This window comes from Lysinibacillus sp. COL-1 (genome assembly GCF_059814265.1).
Genome location: NZ_JCAWSJ010000002.1, coordinates 347,297 through 364,390 on the forward strand (window position 1 = coordinate 347,297; position 17,094 = coordinate 364,390).

A 17,094-nucleotide genomic window follows, 5' to 3' on the forward strand; every position below is an offset into this window, starting at 1 on the left:
CTCCCTTTCGCTTTTTATCTATTCTTAAACAATGTGTATTTGTAAATTCACTACTCTTAACTCTATCATGCTTTCGAGTTCTATGCATTAATCGATATTCAATCCATCTTATACAGTGACAGAAAATGATATATTCCAACAATTATTTCTCGGGAAATAATTGAAAAAAGACAGCCCACCATTTGGACTGCCTTCTATTCCACATGTTTATCGACCTACATAAGATAACGGATTCTCTAATGAACCGTTCTTTTCAACTTCAAAGTGTAAATGTGTACCTGTCGAATTTCCAGTAGAACCCATTATTCCAATTACAGAACCCTTTTCCACTACTTGGCCCACTTCAACATTAATTGAAGATAGGTGCCCATAAAGTGTCGTATAGCCATTATTGTGATTGATAACAATGCGATTACCATAGCTGCCTGAAGTACCAGCTGCAACAACTACGCCATTATCAGCAGCTAAAATATTGTAGTTACTTGGACGAGCGATATCAATACCTCGATGGAAGGCTCCCCAACGTTCACCCATGCCACTTGAAATATAGCCTCCTACTGCTGGCCATGCAAATTCACCAGTTCCTCGTGAAGAAATTACCTTTGTACCAACTACTTCAATTTGATCTACTGGTTGTTGAATAACTTTTTCTGCTAATGCAACTTTTGAAGTTTGTGCTCCATTTTCAGACGTTAATGCATAGGTTGTTTCTTTTTTTCCATTAGCGCCTTCTTGTTTAATTACTTTTTCGCCTTTATACATTGTAGGGTCTTCTTTGACCACTTTTTTAAATGGAATTTCATCTGCAACTTTCTTTTCTTTTTTCACTTCAAGTGTTACAAACGGTTTTGCCACTGTAACATTTAGTGCTTGTCCAATTTGTAAAACTGTATCCACTGTAATGTCAGGATTCAATGCTAATAGTTCGCTTGTTGTTAAATTGTGTTTTTTAGCAACCGACCCTAACACATCACCTGATTGAATGTTATATGTCTCTTGCTCAAGATAGCCTGTCATTAAATATTTTACCGCTTGCTCAGGCGATACAATTTCAGTCGGTGTAACTTTTTGCGACAATCCCGAAACTCCCTGTTTAAACGAAATATCTAATAGACGAGATTCACCATTTTGTAATTCAGGTAAATTGTTAATAGCTTGCTGGGTTTCAGCAAGTTTATCTAATTCTTGCTGAGAAACATATTGTAGCTTTAACAATTGGACAGTCTTTTCATAAGCCTTTGTATTCTCTAATGATACAACTGGTTTATGATCAACTAATAATGTAAAAGCATCGGATTTTGCTACTAAAGATTGCTCAAGTTTGGATAACGTTTCCGCATCTTTTGTTTCATTCGCAAATACTTGCTCTGGGATTATTTTAACAGCTGAACTAGCATCAATCGATAATCCTTTGAATTGCTGACTCGCTACTTTTTCCTTTGAGGCAATGATTTCTTGAATAGCTTTCTCATCAGATACTGCACCAATATATTCATTACCCACATAAACGTGGAAAATTTTATTTAAGTTTTCTTTATTATATTCCTTAGCAAAACCCATATTAATCGTTAGGCTGGTCATTAAAACTGCAACGATTGAAGCCTTTTTAAAAGAAGAAAAATTGTAGGTGAATCTATTGTTTTCTTCTTTTCTTTTCCAAAACGAATTCATCAATAAAGCCCCTTCCAACTTTACCCTATAGTAGGATGATTTACCCACAAGGATTTTTTGCACCCTTATAATTTACCATAAAGAAAATGGCGTTTGAATGATTTCACCCTTTTGTAATGTAAATGTATTATTTATCTACTAATTGTTACATAGAATAAATTTTATATAGTTAGTAATGACTGTATTTTTATTCATATATTAGGTTATAAAAAACACCTGCCTATAGAAGGATAAAATAAACTATATTGAGCCATTGGTATATTAATCTCTAAATTTTTTCAAGTGAATTTCGACTTAATACTTTTTACTTTTTTAATATTCCGATAAACTATAAAAGAAAATACATTATTTGATTGGAGCGATTAAATTGAGTGATTCACAAACCTCTGAGATCTCAACAAAAATGTTGAGAATGCAGAAAAATAATATGCGTAAAATTTTTCTTAGGATTATTATGGTTCCGCTAGGTGCAATAATAATGGCATTGGGCTTGGAGCTATTTTTAGTACCTAACCACATCATGGATGGAGGCATCGTAGGCGTTTCCATTATCACATCTCATTTATTAAATTTACCCCTTGGTATTTTCATCTTCATTTTAAACTTACCTTTTATTTTTTTAGGCTATAAACAAATTGGGAAAACCTTTGCTATTTCTACAGGGCTCGGTATTACTGTACTCTCGTTAGCAACACTTGCCTTACATAACATACATCCATTTACGGAAGACACACTATTGGCTACAGTTTTTGGTGGAATGATTTTAGGCGTTGGTGTCGGTATTGTCATTCGTTATGGTGGTTCATTGGATGGAACTGAAATATTAGCCATCTTATTTAATAGCAAGACACCGTTTTCAGTCGGGGAAATCATTATGATCTTCAACGTCATTATTTTTGCAGTGGCAGGTTTTGTTTTTAATTGGGAGCAGGCCATGTACTCCATCATTGCATACTATATTGCCTATAAAATGATTGATATTGTTATTCAAGGATTAGAAGAATCAAAATCGGTTTATATCATAAGTGATGAAATTGATGAAATTGGACAAACGATTATGGATCGACTTGGTCGTGGTGTTACCTTCCTTCATGGGGAGGGGGCTTATACGGGGAACGATAAGAAAGTTATCTTTACCGTTATTACTCGTTTAGAAGAAGCGAAGTTAAAATCAATTGTTGCAGAAATTGATGACAATGCATTTTTAGCCATCGGTAATATCGCCGAGGTAAAAGGCGGTCGCTTTAAGAAAAGGGATATTCACTAAAAATGGGCGTACCTCATATGGCACGCCCATTTCAATTTATTTTACTTTATTAGGCTTCCCAAACATCCACTAAAACATTTGTTTGCTCACGAGCAGGTCCCACTGAGAAAGTAGCAATTTGAATGCCAGTTAACTCACTGATGCGCTCTACATAGCGTCGTGCGTTTTCAGGTAGCTCTTCTAAAGTGCGGCAGCTCGTTACATCCTCTGACCAGCCTGGAAGCTCTTCATAGATCGGCTCACATTGTTCAATAATATGAAGATTTGCTGGATACTCCGTAATTGTTTCACCTTTATAGTTATATGCTGTACAGATTTTTACTGTTTCTAAACCAGATAAAACGTCAATAGAGTTAAGTGCAAGATGTGTAATTCCACTTACACGACGTGAATGACGAACAACGACTGTATCGAACCAACCTACACGACGTGGACGACCTGTTGTTGTACCATATTCGCGACCAACCTCACGAATTTGTTGACCCACTTCATCAAATAATTCTGTTGGGAAAGGACCATCTCCTACACGAGATGTATAGGCCTTCGATACGCCAATAACACTTGTCACACGTGATGGACCAACACCTGCTCCAATCGCTACACCACCTGCAACTGGATTTGAAGATGTTACATATGGATACGTACCTTGATCGACATCAAGTAAAATTCCTTGTGCACCTTCAAACAACACTTTGCCGCCTTCATCAAGGACATCATTTAAGATTTTAGATGTATCTGCGACATATTTTGCGATTTCTTGTCCATAGCCATAGTATTCCTCGAAAATTTCTTCGAATGTTACGCCTTCAACTTCATAGAATTTCTCAAATAATTTATTTTTAATGGCTAAATTATGACGTAGTTTTTCTTCAAAGATTTCCTTATCAAGTAAATCAGCCATACGGATTCCAATACGCGCTACTTTATCTTGATAGCAAGGTCCAATCCCTTTACAAGTTGTGCCGATTTTATTATCGCCACGACTTTCTTCATCTGCAATATCTTGCTTAATATGATAAGGCAAAATAACATGTGCACGATTAGAAATACGTAGATTATCTGTATTAATGCCGCGCTCCTGTAAACCTTTAAGCTCTGTTACTAATGACTTTGGATTGACAACTAATCCATTACCAATTACTGAAGTTTTTTCTTTATAGAAGATCCCTGATGGAATTAAATGTAGTTTGTATGTTTCACCATCAATTTTAATGGTATGTCCTGCATTATCTCCACCTGCAAAGCGAGCGATTGCATCGGCTTTTTGCGAAAGGAAATCTGTAATTTTACCTTTCCCTTCGTCTCCCCACTGTGTTCCTACAACTACTACTGATGTCATAATCAGCACCTCCGTTAGATACCTTTGTATCTCAATTTTCAAGCCTCAATCATTGTAACAATGATAGAAACGCCCCGTCAATAAAAAACAGTGAAAAAACACGAACATAAAATCAAAAAATCTGATTCAACGTTCGTGTTTAATAACAGAATGATATGAATATTATCGAACATTCAGATTAATTTAATCTATGGGTAATATTGCATTACTTAAGAGGCAACTTATCTGAATAACGACTAATCACGTGGCGGTGGTGGTGGCATTTGAGACCAATCCACATTAATGAACTTATTGAATTCCTTTTTAAAGGCCAGTGTAACGGTTCCTGTTGGACCATTACGCTGTTTTGCAATAATAATTTCGATCATATTTTTACTCTCAGATTCTTTATCGTAATAGTCATCACGATATAAAAAGGCAACAATATCAGCATCTTGCTCAATACTTCCCGATTCACGTAAGTCACTCATCATTGGTCGTTTATCCTGTCGCTGCTCAACCCCACGAGATAGCTGTGATAGTGCAATAACAGGAACCTTTAATTCACGGGCTAGTCCCTTTAAGGAACGTGAAATCTCCGATACTTCTTGCTGACGGTTTTCTCCCGGTTTGCCACTACCTTGAATTAACTGTAAATAATCGATTAAGATCATTCCGAGTCCATTTTCCTGTGCTAAACGTCGACATTTCGCACGAATTTCATTGATTCGTACACCTGGTGTATCATCAATAAAAATTCCTGAATTCGATAAACTACCCATTGCCATAGTTAGTTTACCCCAATCATCCGTAGTTAAAGCACCTGTACGTAAAACTTGTGCATCAATATTGCCTTCTGCGCAAAGCATACGCATGACAAGTTGCTCTGCACCCATCTCTAAAGAAAATATTGCCACATTCTCACGCGCTTGTACGGCGACACTTTGCGCCACATTCAACGCAAAGGCCGTTTTCCCTACAGAAGGACGTGCTGCTACAATAATTAAATCATTGCGCTGGAAGCCCGCCGTAATATTGTCTAAATCACGGAAGCCTGTCGGTATACCCGTTACATCTCCCTTTTGTGATTGAAGTTTCTCAATATTATCGAATGTTTCCACTAGCACATCTTTAACATGCTTAAAGTCACCAGCATTCTTTCGATTGGCAACCTCCATCATTTTCTTCTCTGCTTCGCCTAATAATGCCTCTACCTCGTCCTCACGTGTGTAGCCGTCCTCAACGATTTTCGTAGCTACACGAATCAATCGACGTAATAGCGCCTTTTCCTCAACGATTTTGGCGTAATGTGCGACATTAGCAGCTGTAGGGACAGCATTGGCGAGCTCTAGTAAATAAGATAGCCCGCCAACATCTTCAATCTCCTTTTTAGCTGATAACTCTTCTGTAACTGTTACAACATCTATCGCTTTTCCTTGATCACTCAAGCGTAGCATCGTTTCGAAAATTTTCTTATGGGCATTTAAATAAAAATCATCCACCAATAAAATTTCTGATGCTGTTATTAACGCCTGTGGTTCAAGAAATATTGCACCGATAACCGATTGCTCCGCCTCCCGGTTATGCGGTGGAACGCGGTCCATCATCGGTTCACTCATGGATCGTCGCTCCTTATTCTTCCGTTACATGTACTTTTAACGTTGCTGATACTTCATGGTGCAATTTTACAGGAACATTTGTAAAGCCAAGAGCACGAATGCCATCAGGTAAAGTCATTTTACGTTTATCAATTTTAATGCCATGTACTTTTTGTAATGAATCAGCAATTTGCTTTGTTGATACTGAGCCGAATAAGCGGCCACCTTCACCTGATTTTGCTTTTACCTCAACTGTTAACGCTTCTAATTTCTCTTTTAATGCTTGTGCTTCAGCTAATTCAGCTGCTGCATTTTTAGCTTCTAATTTTTTTTGTCCATCTAATTGACTCAGTGCTTGAGCATTTGCTTCAGCAGCATAGCCATTTTTAATCAGGAAATTTTGTGCATAGCCATCAGCTACATTTTTAATTTCACCTTTTTTTCCTTTTCCTTTAACGTCTTTTAAAAATACTACTTTCATTAGTCAGAACTCCCTTCAAAGACCTCATTTATGGCCTCTTCTAAATGTTTTTTCACACCATCAATGGATTTAGCCTCTATTTGACAGGCAGCATTCGTTAAATGTCCACCGCCGCCAAGCCTTTCCATGATGAGCTGTACATTGACCTCCCCTAGAGATCGTGCACTTATACCAATTTTTCCATCTGCTCGATGTGCAATGACAAAGGATGCACTAACATCCTTCATGGTTAGTAAAATATCTGCTGTTTGTGCAATTAAAACAGAGTCATACACTTTCGATTCCTCTCCTACAGCAATAGCTACTCCAGGTTTTACAAATTGCACGGTTTGCACAATTTTGGAGCGCTCAATATAGGTGTCCACATCTTCTTTTAAAAGACGCTGCACCAATATTGTATCAGCACCATTCGTTCGTAAATAAGAAGCCGCTTCAAATGTACGTGCTCCTGTTCGAAGTGTAAAGCTTTTGGTATCGACAATAATGCCTGCCAGTAACGCAGTAGCCTCTAGCATATTGATCTTTGCACGCTTCGGCTGATATTCTAGTAACTCTGTCACTAACTCAGCCGTCGATGATGCATATGGTTCCATATAAACAAGTGTAGGATTTTCTATAAAGTCCTCACTTCGACGATGGTGGTCGATTACGACAACCTTTTCAGCTAGCTTCAATAAGTGTTCATCGATGACTAAATTCGGTTTATGAGTATCCACGATCACGAGCAATGATTTTTCTGTCATTTTCCCAGCAGCTTCCTCAGGTGTTAGGAAATTTTCATAGAAATCGGATTTACTCTCAATTTCATTCATGAGTCGTGTCACACTACCATTTAATTCATCAAAGTTTATAATGACATAGCCTTTTACATCATTCATCTGAGCCATTTTTCGTACACCGACAGATGCACCTATGGAATCCATATCAGGATTTTTATGTCCCATAACAAACACTTGGTCACTGTCTTGAATTAAATCACGCAATGCGTGTGAAATGACGCGAGCTCTAACTCGTGTACGCTTTTCAACTGGATTCGTTTTCCCACCGTAAAATTTAAGCTTTCCAGTAGGTTGTTTGATCGCCACTTGGTCACCGCCACGTCCTAATACAAGATCTAGACTCGATTGTGCCAATTCACCAAGCTCTACTAGTGATGATGATCCAGCCCCTACACCAATACTTAATGTTAATGATAAATTTTTCTGAGCTGTTTTTTCTCGAATAGTATCTAAAATAGCAAATTTTTTCTTTTCAAGCTCTGTTAAAATAGATTCGTTTAGTACCGCTAAAAAACGATCTGATGATATTCGTTTGACAAATACACCATGCTCAGCAGCCCATTCATTGACAATTGACGTAACCATCGTATTTGTTAAACTTCGTGGTTGGTCGTCCATAGCTTGTGTGATTTCATCATAATTGTCGACAAATAAGATAGCAATAACTGTACGATCTGCATAGTATTGCTTTTCAATGGCAATCTGTTCTGTTATATCAAAGAAGTATAGTAATCGTTCCTCTTTTTTATAATACACACGATATTTCCGATCACTTAGTGTAATCGTAGCCTCGTTTGTTTCCTCGGTCTTCATTAATACATAGATGTCGTCAGATATATCGACAATACCTTCTCCCACTAATGATTCCATATTTAAGATACCTTGCATATATGGATTCGACCATTCGATTTCATATTGCTCGTTAACGAGCAATATCCCGATAGGCATTTCAAGCAATGCCTCTTCGCCTACTTTTTTCATTCGGAAGGAAATGGATTCAATATGCTTTTCAGTTTCTTCAAAAGCAATCTTTTCTACCTTCCATGTGTAGGCCATTAATAAAATAAAACCTACCCCATAACCGATACCTATCCCGATATTCCAAATACATAGAAGCACGAACGTCACAATTCCAAATATGGAAAGAACAAAAAGCGGATAGCGAATTGGTCGTTTTCTAAAAGTCCCCATTACAATCAGCCCCTTATTCTTTAGTTTTCCCCTTTACAAGTGCACGTACGTCAAAACCTAAATCAACAATACCAAGTAAAATCATGAAGGATGATAACGGAATAGCTAATACGGTAGCTACCCATTTTACTCCCGTTGGCATGCCCTTTTTAGAAATGAAATAATGGATAAAAGATATCCCTTGTAGAATGAGTAAAATCCATAAAATATAAGAAACATTTAATACAATTATATCTAACGTGGAACCAGCCTCTGGACGCATAAACAGATTAATGCATAAAACAATCATGTAATACCATAAAATAGAGCGTGGTAATCTCATATTTTGGAACGGAGCAAACTTCGGTACATCTACTCCTAGTCGTTTTAAAGCTGGTAAATTTAACGTGATGATAATAAATGCAGCAAAAAATGCTGATATTGTTATCGTTGCAGGCATCGTCAGCTCGATTGTTTTAAGCATCGCCTCAAGCTGTTCTGGTTGTAAAGCTACTTGCCCCGTTACACTTTTTGCAAATTCATTAGATTGTTCATAATTTTTACGAACCATTTCTAAACTCATGCTAATGAAGTCAATTCCTGCAAGTTTTACATAGGCAAGATAAACCATTGCCATGGAGATTAGATTAGCAATCCCTGTTGACATAAATAAATAGAGCTTACTTTTCTTCAGATAAATTGCATTACCCATAATGACACCTAATAGCCCTAAAATAAAGGCAAACGGTAGCATGGTTATTCCACTCGTGATAGTGGTTAGGATACAGCCTACTATTGCAACGAGTATTGATGAGGAACGCTTGTAATTTGCACTATACCAAGCAATCGGTAGAGGAGCGAATAATAAAGCTACTATAAAGATGAATGGTACATATGCAGAAATCAGCATTAATATTGTAAAAAGTGCAACCATCATTGAGCCTTGTACAAGCGCTTTTGTTTGATTATTCGGCATTGAAAACCTTCCTTTTTTTCAGTCAAACTTACTACCCTTTATTGTACCATTTTTTCATAGTATTGAACAAAAATCACTTAGATCACTATATGCATTGCCATTAATTTTATCATTCTTGTTTAGTATTACTGCGCTTGCTTATAAAATATTTTGGTACATTACTGGTGCAAATTCAACGGTCCATGAAGAGAAAACGTATATTAGGCTTGAAAAAATGACTTTTACCTATAACAAAAAACCAGCATATACTGATTCGAATATCGTAATATGCTGGTTTTTAAGTTGATGTAAGGTCCGTTACCTTAACGTCATCAATCTTATTTACCTTCTGCTACGAATCCATGATACGAGATACTTTGATAGCTGAAGTTAATCTTAGCGCTAGTGCCAGTTACGCGACGTGGTAAAATTTTACCTCACTCAGAGATGGATTTTTTTAATAAATCCACATCTTTATAGTCGATGTGCGTAATATTGTTTGAAGTGCAGTAGCAAACTTTGCGGCCTCCGTGACGTGGTGCCATAGTATGTCTCCTTCTTACCATACAGTATGTAATCCTTGTGTATTCAATTGATAACACTATCAAACAAAAAAACATGTATAATCTGAGTTTTATTATTCTAGACCAATCCCTCCTTTCTTCTTTGTATTTTAAACACAAAAGCCCTTGAGGGATAGAATCATGTTAGATACAGAATTAGGCAGAGCTATCCTGTATTTGATGCAATCTCAAGGGCTGTTAAGTGTTAATTGCACGAGTTATCAACTCAAAAAAATAATGTCTACTTTTTTGTTGCAGATAAATATATTAATTACCAAAAAGAAGGAAATTTAGATTTGGTGTAGAATTAATAATTTGTAACAAAATACTAAAAATGGGAGGTTTTATTATGTCGATGGCAAAAAAAATGTATTTGCCAGTATTAATGATCTTTACTGTTTTTTGTTTAGGTTTGTCTCCAGCTAAAGATGTTTCTGTGCAAGCTGAGGATGCTCCGAGTATTGTTGTAGTTACCGGCAAACTTGCTAAGGAACTGGTTAATACAACGCTCCGTGCAGTCGAGAAGGGGAAAGTTGAGAATGTAGCTCCTGTGTCTGCATTTGATTTGGAAGGTTCGAGTGTGTACACTGTTGGTGGTGGAGTTACGGCGGTTACAGTTCCTTTGCATGGGGATTATAGCCTTCCTAGTAATATAACGGTATTCTTAGATGAGGATCATAATGTATTGCAGACAAATGAAATGCTGGTTACCCAGAATGAGCTAGGAAATTTCCAGATTTCGACGTATTTGAATGGAACACTTGTTAAATCTCAGGATGCTGGGATTGCTTATATGACGGATGAAGAATTACTTGCAGAAGAGCCATCTATGATTCAACCGATGGGTATAGGAGCAGTGGCAAGTTGTCTTGGAGCAGTACTTGGTGTCGGTGGTACGGTGGCTTATATTATTGCGGTTGCGTGTGGCGGTTCGTGTGCAGCACCGACACCAGTAACTGCTCCAATCTGTGCTGCATGTATTGGAGCATATGCTGTTATTGGTGCAGGGGGTATTGCTGGAGCGGTAGCTTGTTTCAACTACCTGTGAGGTGATTAGATGAATAAGGTTTTGGCAATCTCGATTTTAGGAATGGGTTTAACTGGTGCCGTTTTAATCATCTCGGTCGCCTTGTTGTTCAAATCTCCAATAGGAATTGTGTTACAGATGGTTACGGCTGCTTCAACATTAGCTTTCGTTATTTTCGCTGTCTCGGCTTTAGTATTTCGTCGGCGATTAGATGCAAAAAGAGAGTAATATATTTATTAAATGAATAAAGCCGTGGTATTAAGGAGTAGTCAACTTTGACTACTCTTTTTTACTGAGGATGATTTTAAACAAGAGGTAAAAGAATACAGTTTTATTTTGTCTAAGCGTTCGAAAATAAATTCTGACTTGTTCCTTCTAATTTCAGTTTATAAAACGGTTTGGTAATACTATACGAGATACATATTCAGATTAACTCACACTTTTATTGTTTTAACTATAAAAGGAACTAGTTGTTGCTAAGTAACGATTTAATGTTGCAGGAGAAACCTTTTTACTAGCTTGACGATTATCTATAAACTCAATGAAGTTCGGTATATCTGCTGGCTTTACTTCATAGAATTTCAAACTCTCCTATTTAGCCATAAATAAAAAACCTTTAAATCTTCTAAATAACTTTTTACAGTATTTGATGATAATCCTTTTTGTTCTAAAATATTTATAAAATCTAAGACCTCTACAATAATCCGCAGCTATTGCTATAATATTTTTACATATATTTGAAATTAAGTACATAAAAAAAGTACAACAAAGGTTCAATAACCAATGTTGTACTTTTTTAATATTATTTGTCTTCTGCTACGAATGGAAGTAATCCCATGATACGAGATACTTTAATAGCTGAAGTTAATTTACGTTGGTACTTTGCACTTGTGCCAGTTACGCGACGTGGTAAAATTTTACCGCGCTCAGAGATGAATTTTTTTAATAAATCTACATCTTTGTAGTCGATGTGCGTAATATTGTTTGAAGTGAAGTAGCAAACTTTACGGCGTTTGCGGCCTCCGCGACGTGGTGCCATAGTATGTCTCCTCCTTATCTTATTATAATTTTAGAAGCATTAAAATGGAAGATCATCCTCAGATACTTCTATTGGCCCTTTGCTATTCGCAAATGGGTCCTCATCTACACGTGTATAATTCGGCTGATTCATAGGTGGTTGATTTTGCTGATAAGCATCGCCGCCATAGGAACCCTGTCCTGGCATTGCGCCGCCACCAAACTGTTGTTGTGGTTGACCACCGCCATATGACGGTTGGTTATTACCGTAAGTTTGTCCACCACCGTATTGAGGAGCAGGTGCACCGCTACCATTACGGGGTTCTAAAAACTGTACGCTATCTGCCACGACATCTGTTGTGTATACTCGCTTACCGTCTTGTCCTTCATAACTGCCTGTTTGAATACGGCCCTCTACCCCAATTAAACTTCCTTTTCGCATGAAGTTCGCTAGGTTTTCAGCCTGTTTTCGCCATGCAACACAGCTAATGAAATCAGCTTCGCGTTCACCTTGTTGATTTGAGAATGCACGGTTTACAGCAACTGTAAATCTTGTAGACGCAATTCCATTTGGTGTATAACGTAGCTCAGGATCTTTTGTTAGTCTTCCGACTAATACGACACGGTTTATCATCAGAATGCAACCTCCTTTTCAGCGTTTTGTTAAAAATTAATTATTAAGCTTCTTGGCGAACTGCAATGTGGCGAATGATGTCTTCGCTGATGTTAGCAAGACGTGTATATTCGTTGATTGCATCTGAAGAAGCGTTTACTTTTACGATTTGGTAGTAACCTTCGCGGAAGTCTTTAATTTCATAAGCTAAGCGGCGTTTGCCCCACTCTTTTGATTCGATGACTTCTGCACCGTTAGAAGTTAAGATTTCGTTGAAACGTTCAACTAAAGCTTTCTTCGCTTCGTCTTCAATGTTCGGACGTACGATGTACATTAATTCGTATTTTCTCATCTGTTTACACCTCCTTATGGACTTAGGCTCTCCTATTGAAGGGAGCAAGGAGCAAGTAATTAATTATTACTCACATCAATGAATTGTAACATATAGATACATTTCTTTCAAGTCACAAACTAATAATTCATTATATAATGACAGTATATTTGAAAGGAGCGCCTTCATGCTAACTAATAATAAAGAGCCTATTGTTATCGAATTAGATTTAAAGAAATTAATGATCGACAATTTTGTGATCACTAGTGGTCTTGTCATATTATTTACAGCTATTCAATATATTTGCTTTAAAGATTTTCATTTTTCTGTTTGGAACATGGTTAGTGGCACAGCACTGTTCGTGGCGTTGTATATTATTTTTATTATACTACATGAGGTTTTTCATTTAATTGGCTTTATGTTTTTTGGCAAAGTGCCCTTTAAGGCTTTAAAATACGGCATCAATTTAGAGCTTGGCATTGCCTACGCGACGACTGAACAGCCTCTTTTCAATCATGCTATGAAAAAGGCTCTATTACTGCCATTCTGGACAACCGGCATCCTTCCAACCATTGTTGGGTTTTATCTCAATAGTACGGTTTTGATCCTGATTGGGGCTTTTTTAATAGCAGGAGCAGTAGGTGATTTTTCCATGTATAAAGAATTACGAAAATATCCAAGAGATGCTTTGATACGGGATGATCCCAAATTGCCGAAACTTTATGTCTATCTACCACTGGAAAAGGATAGCTCACTAAAGTAACACTTCATCATTCAAAGAATCTGTAGCGTAGAAATGACTAGCTACAGATTCTAATTTAAGGCGTTAAAAATCCGTGCTGGGCCGCTGTGTATAAATTTCTCCAAATACGATTAATAGTGGATGTTTCTGTAATAGCATCCATACCAAGACTGCGTATTAAATTATTCGCTATCTCTAGGCAAGCTGCAGCAATATCCTTACTCATTTGTGTAAATTGTGATAAGTCCTCTTCGGATAATTGATCACCACGTTGATGTAATTCCCAATATTTAGATAATGTTGTATAGAATTGTTCCTCGTATTGCTTGTAACGTTTCTGCTGTTGCATTAATAAAAACTGAAGGGATCCAATATGCTCAGCCCAGCTTCTATCATGATTTCGTTGCTTCATTAAAACGGTTGCTTCTTCTAAAAAATTCTCTGTTATCCCAAGACAAACACTTAAAAAGGAAGCTTCCGCAAAAGTGGTAAATGGAAAGCTATGTACTGAATCGCCATAATTATTTCTGATTGTACCTAATTGAAAAGTAGCTTCCTGTGGTACCCAAACATTGTTCACACGGATTGTATGACTTGCTGTTGCCTTCAAGCCCATGGCACACCAATCGTTCAAAATTTCAACATCTTGCGGGTTCACTGAGCAGCTAATAATTTTTTCTGTTTTGACACCATTTTCTTCAATATAGCAGTTCATTGTAAATGTTGACGCATAGTTAGAGCCACTACAATACTTCCACTGCCCCGTTATGTAGTAGCCTCCATCTGTTTTTACAGCTATTCCCGTTGGATAACCACTGCCTGCTATGACTGCTTCTTTAGGCATATAGATTTTCTCACAAATATCCTGGCTGAATGTTGGGATAAATGCATTTCCACCTGTACCAATAGTAATTAGCCAGCCGACATTACCATCGAGTGCAGACATTTGCTGAAATACTTTTACACCCTCTACTAAATCTAAATCCTTACCACCTAATTCTTTTGACGTGAACAATTTAAATAATTGTTGCTCATAAATAAAATCTAAGACGTCCTGTGGTAGCATCCCCAGTTGCTCAAACTCTAAACCACGTTCCTTAATTTGCAAAGCATTCATGCGTTAGTCGCCTCCATACGTTAAAAATTCTGATAATGATACAATCGAAAAAGGGCAACCATTTTCGATTGCCCTTGTCAGTTTTTATACATTAAAGCGGAACAGCATAATATCGCCATCTTGTACTTCATATTCTTTACCTTCAAGACGTACTTTACCAGCTTCCTTCGCTGCTGCTTGAGAACCTGCCTCTAATAGATCAGCATAAGCAACTGTTTCTGCCCGAATAAAGCCACGTTCAAAATCCGTATGGATGATACCTGCACATTGTGGCGCCTTCATCCCTTTACGGAATGTCCATGCACGTACCTCTTGTACGCCTGCAGTGAAGTAAGTAGCTAATCCTAATAAATCATAAGAAGTACGGATTAACTGATCTAAGCCTGATTCTTTAATTCCAAGTTCTTCTAAGAACATAGCTTTTTCTTCATCATCAAGCTCAGAAATTTCTTCTTCGATTTTTGCACAAATTGTAATAACTTGAGCACCTTCTGCTGAAGCATACTCACGTACTTTTTTCACATACTCATTATTGTCAGCATCTGCTACTTCATCTTCTGAAACGTTTGCTACATATAGCATTGGTTTAATTGTTAGTAAATGAAGACCTTTAATTATCTTTAGTTCATCATCAGAAAGCTCAGCCGCACGTGCCGGTTTACCGTTTTCTAATTGCTCTTTAATTTTTAGAAGAACTGGCTCTTCCACCATAGCCTCTTTATCTTTTTGTTTTACCATTTTGCTAACACGTTGTAAACGTTTATCTACAGATTCTAAGTCAGCAAGTGCAAGCTCCAGATTAATAACCTCTATATCATCAATTGGGTCTACTGCACCAGATACGTGCGTAATGTTTTCGTCTACAAAACAACGTACAACCTGACAAATTGCATCTACTTCACGAATATGAGCAAGGAATTTATTCCCTAATCCTTCACCTTTGGAAGCACCTTTTACAATTCCTGCGATATCTGTGAACTCAAATGCAGTTGGTACAGTTTTTTTCGGTACAACTAATTCTGTTAATTTATCTAAACGTGCATCAGGTACTTCAACGATACCAACGTTTGGATCAATCGTTGCGAATGGATAGTTTGCAGCCAATGCGCCCGCTTTTGTAATTGCGTTAAATAATGTTGATTTTCCAACGTTAGGTAAACCAACGATTCCAGCTGTTAATGCCATGAATGGACACAACCTTTCTATACTCAGTTCAAATTTTTTCTCTCATATAACCTTATCTATTATATTGATTCACTCATAAAAAGTCTAATATGCCTGATGTTACGCCTCATTAGCAGAAATTAAAACCTTTTTCATTTTTTTCTCAAAGTCGCGGCGTGGAATCATTACACTATGCTGACATCCTTCGCATTTGATACGTACGTCTGCCCCCATACGAATGATTTTCCATTTATTGGTACCACATGGATGTTGTTTTTTCATTTCAACAATATCATTTAAACCAAATTTTTTCGCTTCCATTATTCACTTCTCCCTTCTTCTTTCCCATAGAACATCATTTTTGGATAGGCCATTGGTATATTATTTTCTTCAAAAAGTTTGGTAACGTCACGGCGAATACTACGTGCTACTCCATATTGCTGCTGCGGTAATGTTTCAGCAGCTATTCGTATCGTTACCTCTGTCCCTTTAACATTTTGCACACCTAAAAATACTGGCGTCGCTATTAGCTCCTTATGCATTTTTGGTAATGTTTCTAAATACTTATTAATTATTGCCTCTGCTTTTTCAAAATCAGCCTCAGTAGCCATTTGTAAATCTATAAAAATTTTGGAGTTGTTAACAGAATAATTGACGACCTCACCAATTGCACCATTCGGAATGATGAATTGCTCACCTGTAGCACCATTAATTTTCGTTGTACGTAAACCAATTTCTACAACCGTACCTTCTGCTGCGTTAATTTTTATATAATCCCCTACACCAAACTGATCTTCAAAGATAATAAAGAATCCAGTAATAACATCCTTCACTAAGCTTTGAGCGCCAAAACCAATTGCTAAACCAACAATCCCTGCACCAGCCAATAAACCTGCTACCTTTATTTCTAAGGAAGAAAGAATCCCAATAATTGCAGAGAAATAAACAACATAGGAAATCACACTTTGTAATAATCTTGCAATTGTTCGTTGGCGTCGCTCTGAGTGGTTTAATGGGGAACGCATTCGTATTAAAAACACTTTTTTAATAAATTTTTTACCTAATCTTACTGCAATCCATGATGCTAATAAAATGAGCAATATCTCTAAAGATGCATTAATAACCGATTCCCAAAGGTCCTCAGATGTGAGCTTATCCCAGTATCTCTCCATTAATTTTTTATTCTCTTCCATAATTACCACCTCTTGAATAACTTGCTAAAAATTTGCGTATACTGCATAAAAATTGAGCACTTCTAAAAATAAAAAGAAAGTGAGTTTT

General features: G+C 37.1%; 19 protein-coding genes and 1 pseudogene. 4 read left to right on the forward strand and 16 right to left on the reverse strand.

Annotation, left to right across the window (positions count from 1 at the left end):
- Positions 1-207: 207 nt before the first annotated feature.
- On the reverse strand, positions 208-1,671 hold the full coding sequence (locus AC6BKE_RS02235) for a peptidoglycan DD-metalloendopeptidase family protein (protein WP_499855751.1): 1,464 nt from the start codon (positions 1,669-1,671) through the stop codon (positions 208-210).
- A gap of 427 nt (positions 1,672-2,098) precedes the next feature.
- Between AC6BKE_RS02235 and AC6BKE_RS02240 the strand changes: the two genes are divergently transcribed.
- Positions 2,099-2,938 (forward strand): YitT family protein, encoded by an 840-nt coding sequence (locus AC6BKE_RS02240; RefSeq protein WP_423791722.1) that lies wholly within the window; start codon positions 2,099-2,101, stop codon positions 2,936-2,938.
- Positions 2,939-2,987: 49 nt separating this feature from the next.
- Here the strand turns inward: AC6BKE_RS02240 and AC6BKE_RS02245 are convergent, their stop codons facing one another.
- The 6 genes and pseudogenes from AC6BKE_RS02245 to AC6BKE_RS02270 all read right to left on the reverse strand — a co-directional run.
- Positions 2,988-4,277, reverse strand: coding sequence for an adenylosuccinate synthase (locus AC6BKE_RS02245; RefSeq protein WP_036119360.1), 1,290 nt, complete (start codon positions 4,275-4,277; stop codon positions 2,988-2,990).
- A 236-nt stretch (positions 4,278-4,513) separates the two neighbouring features.
- Complete coding sequence (gene dnaB / locus AC6BKE_RS02250; protein ID WP_036119357.1) at positions 4,514-5,875, reverse strand: replicative DNA helicase; 1,362 nt, start codon at positions 5,873-5,875, stop codon at positions 4,514-4,516.
- Positions 5,876-5,888: 13 nt separating this feature from the next.
- Positions 5,889-6,335, reverse strand: coding sequence for a 50S ribosomal protein L9 (rplI, locus tag AC6BKE_RS02255; RefSeq protein WP_342535220.1), 447 nt, complete (start codon positions 6,333-6,335; stop codon positions 5,889-5,891).
- On the reverse strand, positions 6,335-8,305 hold the full coding sequence (locus AC6BKE_RS02260) for a DHH family phosphoesterase (RefSeq protein ID WP_036119352.1): 1,971 nt from the start codon (positions 8,303-8,305) through the stop codon (positions 6,335-6,337). The genes rplI and AC6BKE_RS02260 overlap by 1 nt, the downstream gene beginning before the upstream one ends.
- A gap of 13 nt (positions 8,306-8,318) precedes the next feature.
- The gene (locus tag AC6BKE_RS02265) at positions 8,319-9,260 is read right to left on the reverse strand and encodes a YybS family protein (protein WP_271911969.1); all 942 of its coding nucleotides are present in this window, start codon (positions 9,258-9,260) and stop codon (positions 8,319-8,321) included.
- A gap of 419 nt (positions 9,261-9,679) precedes the next feature.
- Positions 9,680-9,784, reverse strand: a pseudogene (locus AC6BKE_RS02270) (30S ribosomal protein S18); the annotation flags it as partial.
- 367 nt (positions 9,785-10,151) lie between these two features.
- Here AC6BKE_RS02270 and AC6BKE_RS02275 point away from each other — a divergent pair.
- Together AC6BKE_RS02275 and AC6BKE_RS02280 are read left to right on the forward strand one after the other, a co-directional pair.
- Entirely contained in the window at positions 10,152-10,850 is a 699-nt protein-coding gene (locus tag AC6BKE_RS02275; protein ID WP_499855755.1) for a hypothetical protein, read from the forward strand.
- 9 nt (positions 10,851-10,859) lie between these two features.
- Positions 10,860-11,057: a hypothetical protein gene (locus tag AC6BKE_RS02280; protein WP_036119346.1), complete on the forward strand. Its 198-nt coding sequence runs from the start codon at positions 10,860-10,862 to the stop codon at positions 11,055-11,057.
- A 222-nt stretch (positions 11,058-11,279) separates the two neighbouring features.
- Here AC6BKE_RS02280 and AC6BKE_RS02285 read toward each other — a convergent pair whose 3' ends face one another.
- From AC6BKE_RS02285 to rpsF, 5 genes are all read right to left on the reverse strand, one after another.
- Positions 11,280-11,414, reverse strand: coding sequence for a hypothetical protein (locus AC6BKE_RS02285; protein ID WP_340809633.1), 135 nt, complete (start codon positions 11,412-11,414; stop codon positions 11,280-11,282).
- The gene (locus AC6BKE_RS02290; protein ID WP_446721450.1) at positions 11,411-11,539 is read right to left on the reverse strand and encodes a site-specific integrase; all 129 of its coding nucleotides are present in this window, start codon (positions 11,537-11,539) and stop codon (positions 11,411-11,413) included. The genes AC6BKE_RS02285 and AC6BKE_RS02290 overlap by 4 nt, the downstream gene beginning before the upstream one ends.
- A gap of 92 nt (positions 11,540-11,631) precedes the next feature.
- Positions 11,632-11,868, reverse strand: a complete 237-nt coding sequence (gene rpsR / locus AC6BKE_RS02295) for a 30S ribosomal protein S18 (RefSeq protein ID WP_004233359.1) — start codon at positions 11,866-11,868, stop codon at positions 11,632-11,634.
- 39 nt (positions 11,869-11,907) lie between these two features.
- Positions 11,908-12,480: a single-stranded DNA-binding protein gene (gene ssb, locus AC6BKE_RS02300; protein WP_058844074.1), complete on the reverse strand. Its 573-nt coding sequence runs from the start codon at positions 12,478-12,480 to the stop codon at positions 11,908-11,910.
- Positions 12,481-12,523: 43 nt separating this feature from the next.
- Positions 12,524-12,811 carry a 30S ribosomal protein S6 gene (gene rpsF, locus AC6BKE_RS02305; RefSeq protein WP_036119511.1) on the reverse strand — a complete coding sequence of 96 codons (288 nt, stop codon included), beginning with the start codon at positions 12,809-12,811 and terminating at the stop codon, positions 12,524-12,526.
- 166 nt (positions 12,812-12,977) lie between these two features.
- Here rpsF and AC6BKE_RS02310 point away from each other — a divergent pair, with 166 nt between their 5' ends.
- Positions 12,978-13,553: a DUF3267 domain-containing protein gene (locus AC6BKE_RS02310; RefSeq protein WP_499855758.1), complete on the forward strand. Its 576-nt coding sequence runs from the start codon at positions 12,978-12,980 to the stop codon at positions 13,551-13,553.
- Between the two features lie 55 nt (positions 13,554-13,608).
- Here the strand turns inward: AC6BKE_RS02310 and AC6BKE_RS02315 are convergent, their stop codons facing one another.
- The 4 genes from AC6BKE_RS02315 to AC6BKE_RS02330 all read right to left on the reverse strand — a co-directional run bounded on the left by AC6BKE_RS02315 (position 13,609) and on the right by AC6BKE_RS02330 (position 17,006).
- Positions 13,609-14,649, reverse strand: coding sequence for an acyl-CoA dehydrogenase family protein (locus AC6BKE_RS02315; RefSeq protein ID WP_340809634.1), 1,041 nt, complete (start codon positions 14,647-14,649; stop codon positions 13,609-13,611).
- Between the two features lie 84 nt (positions 14,650-14,733).
- Complete coding sequence (gene ychF, locus AC6BKE_RS02320; protein ID WP_499855760.1) at positions 14,734-15,834, reverse strand: redox-regulated ATPase YchF; 1,101 nt, start codon at positions 15,832-15,834, stop codon at positions 14,734-14,736.
- A 99-nt stretch (positions 15,835-15,933) separates the two neighbouring features.
- Positions 15,934-16,134 carry a DUF951 domain-containing protein gene (locus AC6BKE_RS02325; protein WP_036119522.1) on the reverse strand — a complete coding sequence of 67 codons (201 nt, stop codon included), beginning with the start codon at positions 16,132-16,134 and terminating at the stop codon, positions 15,934-15,936.
- The gene (locus AC6BKE_RS02330) at positions 16,134-17,006 is read right to left on the reverse strand and encodes a mechanosensitive ion channel family protein (RefSeq protein WP_036119525.1); all 873 of its coding nucleotides are present in this window, start codon (positions 17,004-17,006) and stop codon (positions 16,134-16,136) included. Before AC6BKE_RS02330 ends, AC6BKE_RS02325 begins: the two co-directional genes overlap by 1 nt.
- Positions 17,007-17,094: the final 88 nt, after the last annotated feature.

Excerpts from the sequence above, each read along its gene's own strand:
- AC6BKE_RS02245 (WP_036119360.1), bottom strand. The coding sequence starts at position 4,277 with ATGACATCAGTAGTAGTTGTAGGAACACAGTGGGGAGACGAAGGGAAA.
- AC6BKE_RS02260 (WP_036119352.1), bottom strand. The coding sequence starts at position 8,305 with ATGGGGACTTTTAGAAAACGACCAATTCGCTATCCGCTTTTTGTTCTT.
- dnaB (WP_036119357.1), bottom strand. The coding sequence starts at position 5,875 with ATGAGTGAACCGATGATGGACCGCGTTCCACCGCATAACCGGGAGGCG.
- rpsF (WP_036119511.1), bottom strand. The coding sequence starts at position 12,811 with ATGAGAAAATACGAATTAATGTACATCGTACGTCCGAACATTGAAGAC.
- rpsR (WP_004233359.1), bottom strand. The coding sequence starts at position 11,868 with ATGGCACCACGTCGCGGAGGCCGCAAACGCCGTAAAGTTTGCTACTTC.
- AC6BKE_RS02240 (WP_423791722.1), top strand. The coding sequence starts at position 2,099 with ATGCGTAAAATTTTTCTTAGGATTATTATGGTTCCGCTAGGTGCAATA.
- AC6BKE_RS02325 (WP_036119522.1), bottom strand. The coding sequence starts at position 16,134 with ATGGAAGCGAAAAAATTTGGTTTAAATGATATTGTTGAAATGAAAAAA.
- ssb (WP_058844074.1), bottom strand. The coding sequence starts at position 12,480 with ATGATAAACCGTGTCGTATTAGTCGGAAGACTAACAAAAGATCCTGAG.
- AC6BKE_RS02330 (WP_036119525.1), bottom strand. The coding sequence starts at position 17,006 with ATGGAAGAGAATAAAAAATTAATGGAGAGATACTGGGATAAGCTCACA.
- AC6BKE_RS02315 (WP_340809634.1), bottom strand. The coding sequence starts at position 14,649 with ATGAATGCTTTGCAAATTAAGGAACGTGGTTTAGAGTTTGAGCAACTG.
- AC6BKE_RS02280 (WP_036119346.1), top strand. The coding sequence starts at position 10,860 with ATGAATAAGGTTTTGGCAATCTCGATTTTAGGAATGGGTTTAACTGGT.
- rplI (WP_342535220.1), bottom strand. The coding sequence starts at position 6,335 with ATGAAAGTAGTATTTTTAAAAGACGTTAAAGGAAAAGGAAAAAAAGGT.
- ychF (WP_499855760.1), bottom strand. The coding sequence starts at position 15,834 with ATGGCATTAACAGCTGGAATCGTTGGTTTACCTAACGTTGGAAAATCA.
- AC6BKE_RS02265 (WP_271911969.1), bottom strand. The coding sequence starts at position 9,260 with ATGCCGAATAATCAAACAAAAGCGCTTGTACAAGGCTCAATGATGGTT.
- AC6BKE_RS02310 (WP_499855758.1), top strand. The coding sequence starts at position 12,978 with ATGCTAACTAATAATAAAGAGCCTATTGTTATCGAATTAGATTTAAAG.
- AC6BKE_RS02235 (WP_499855751.1), bottom strand. The coding sequence starts at position 1,671 with ATGAATTCGTTTTGGAAAAGAAAAGAAGAAAACAATAGATTCACCTAC.
- AC6BKE_RS02275 (WP_499855755.1), top strand. The coding sequence starts at position 10,152 with ATGTCGATGGCAAAAAAAATGTATTTGCCAGTATTAATGATCTTTACT.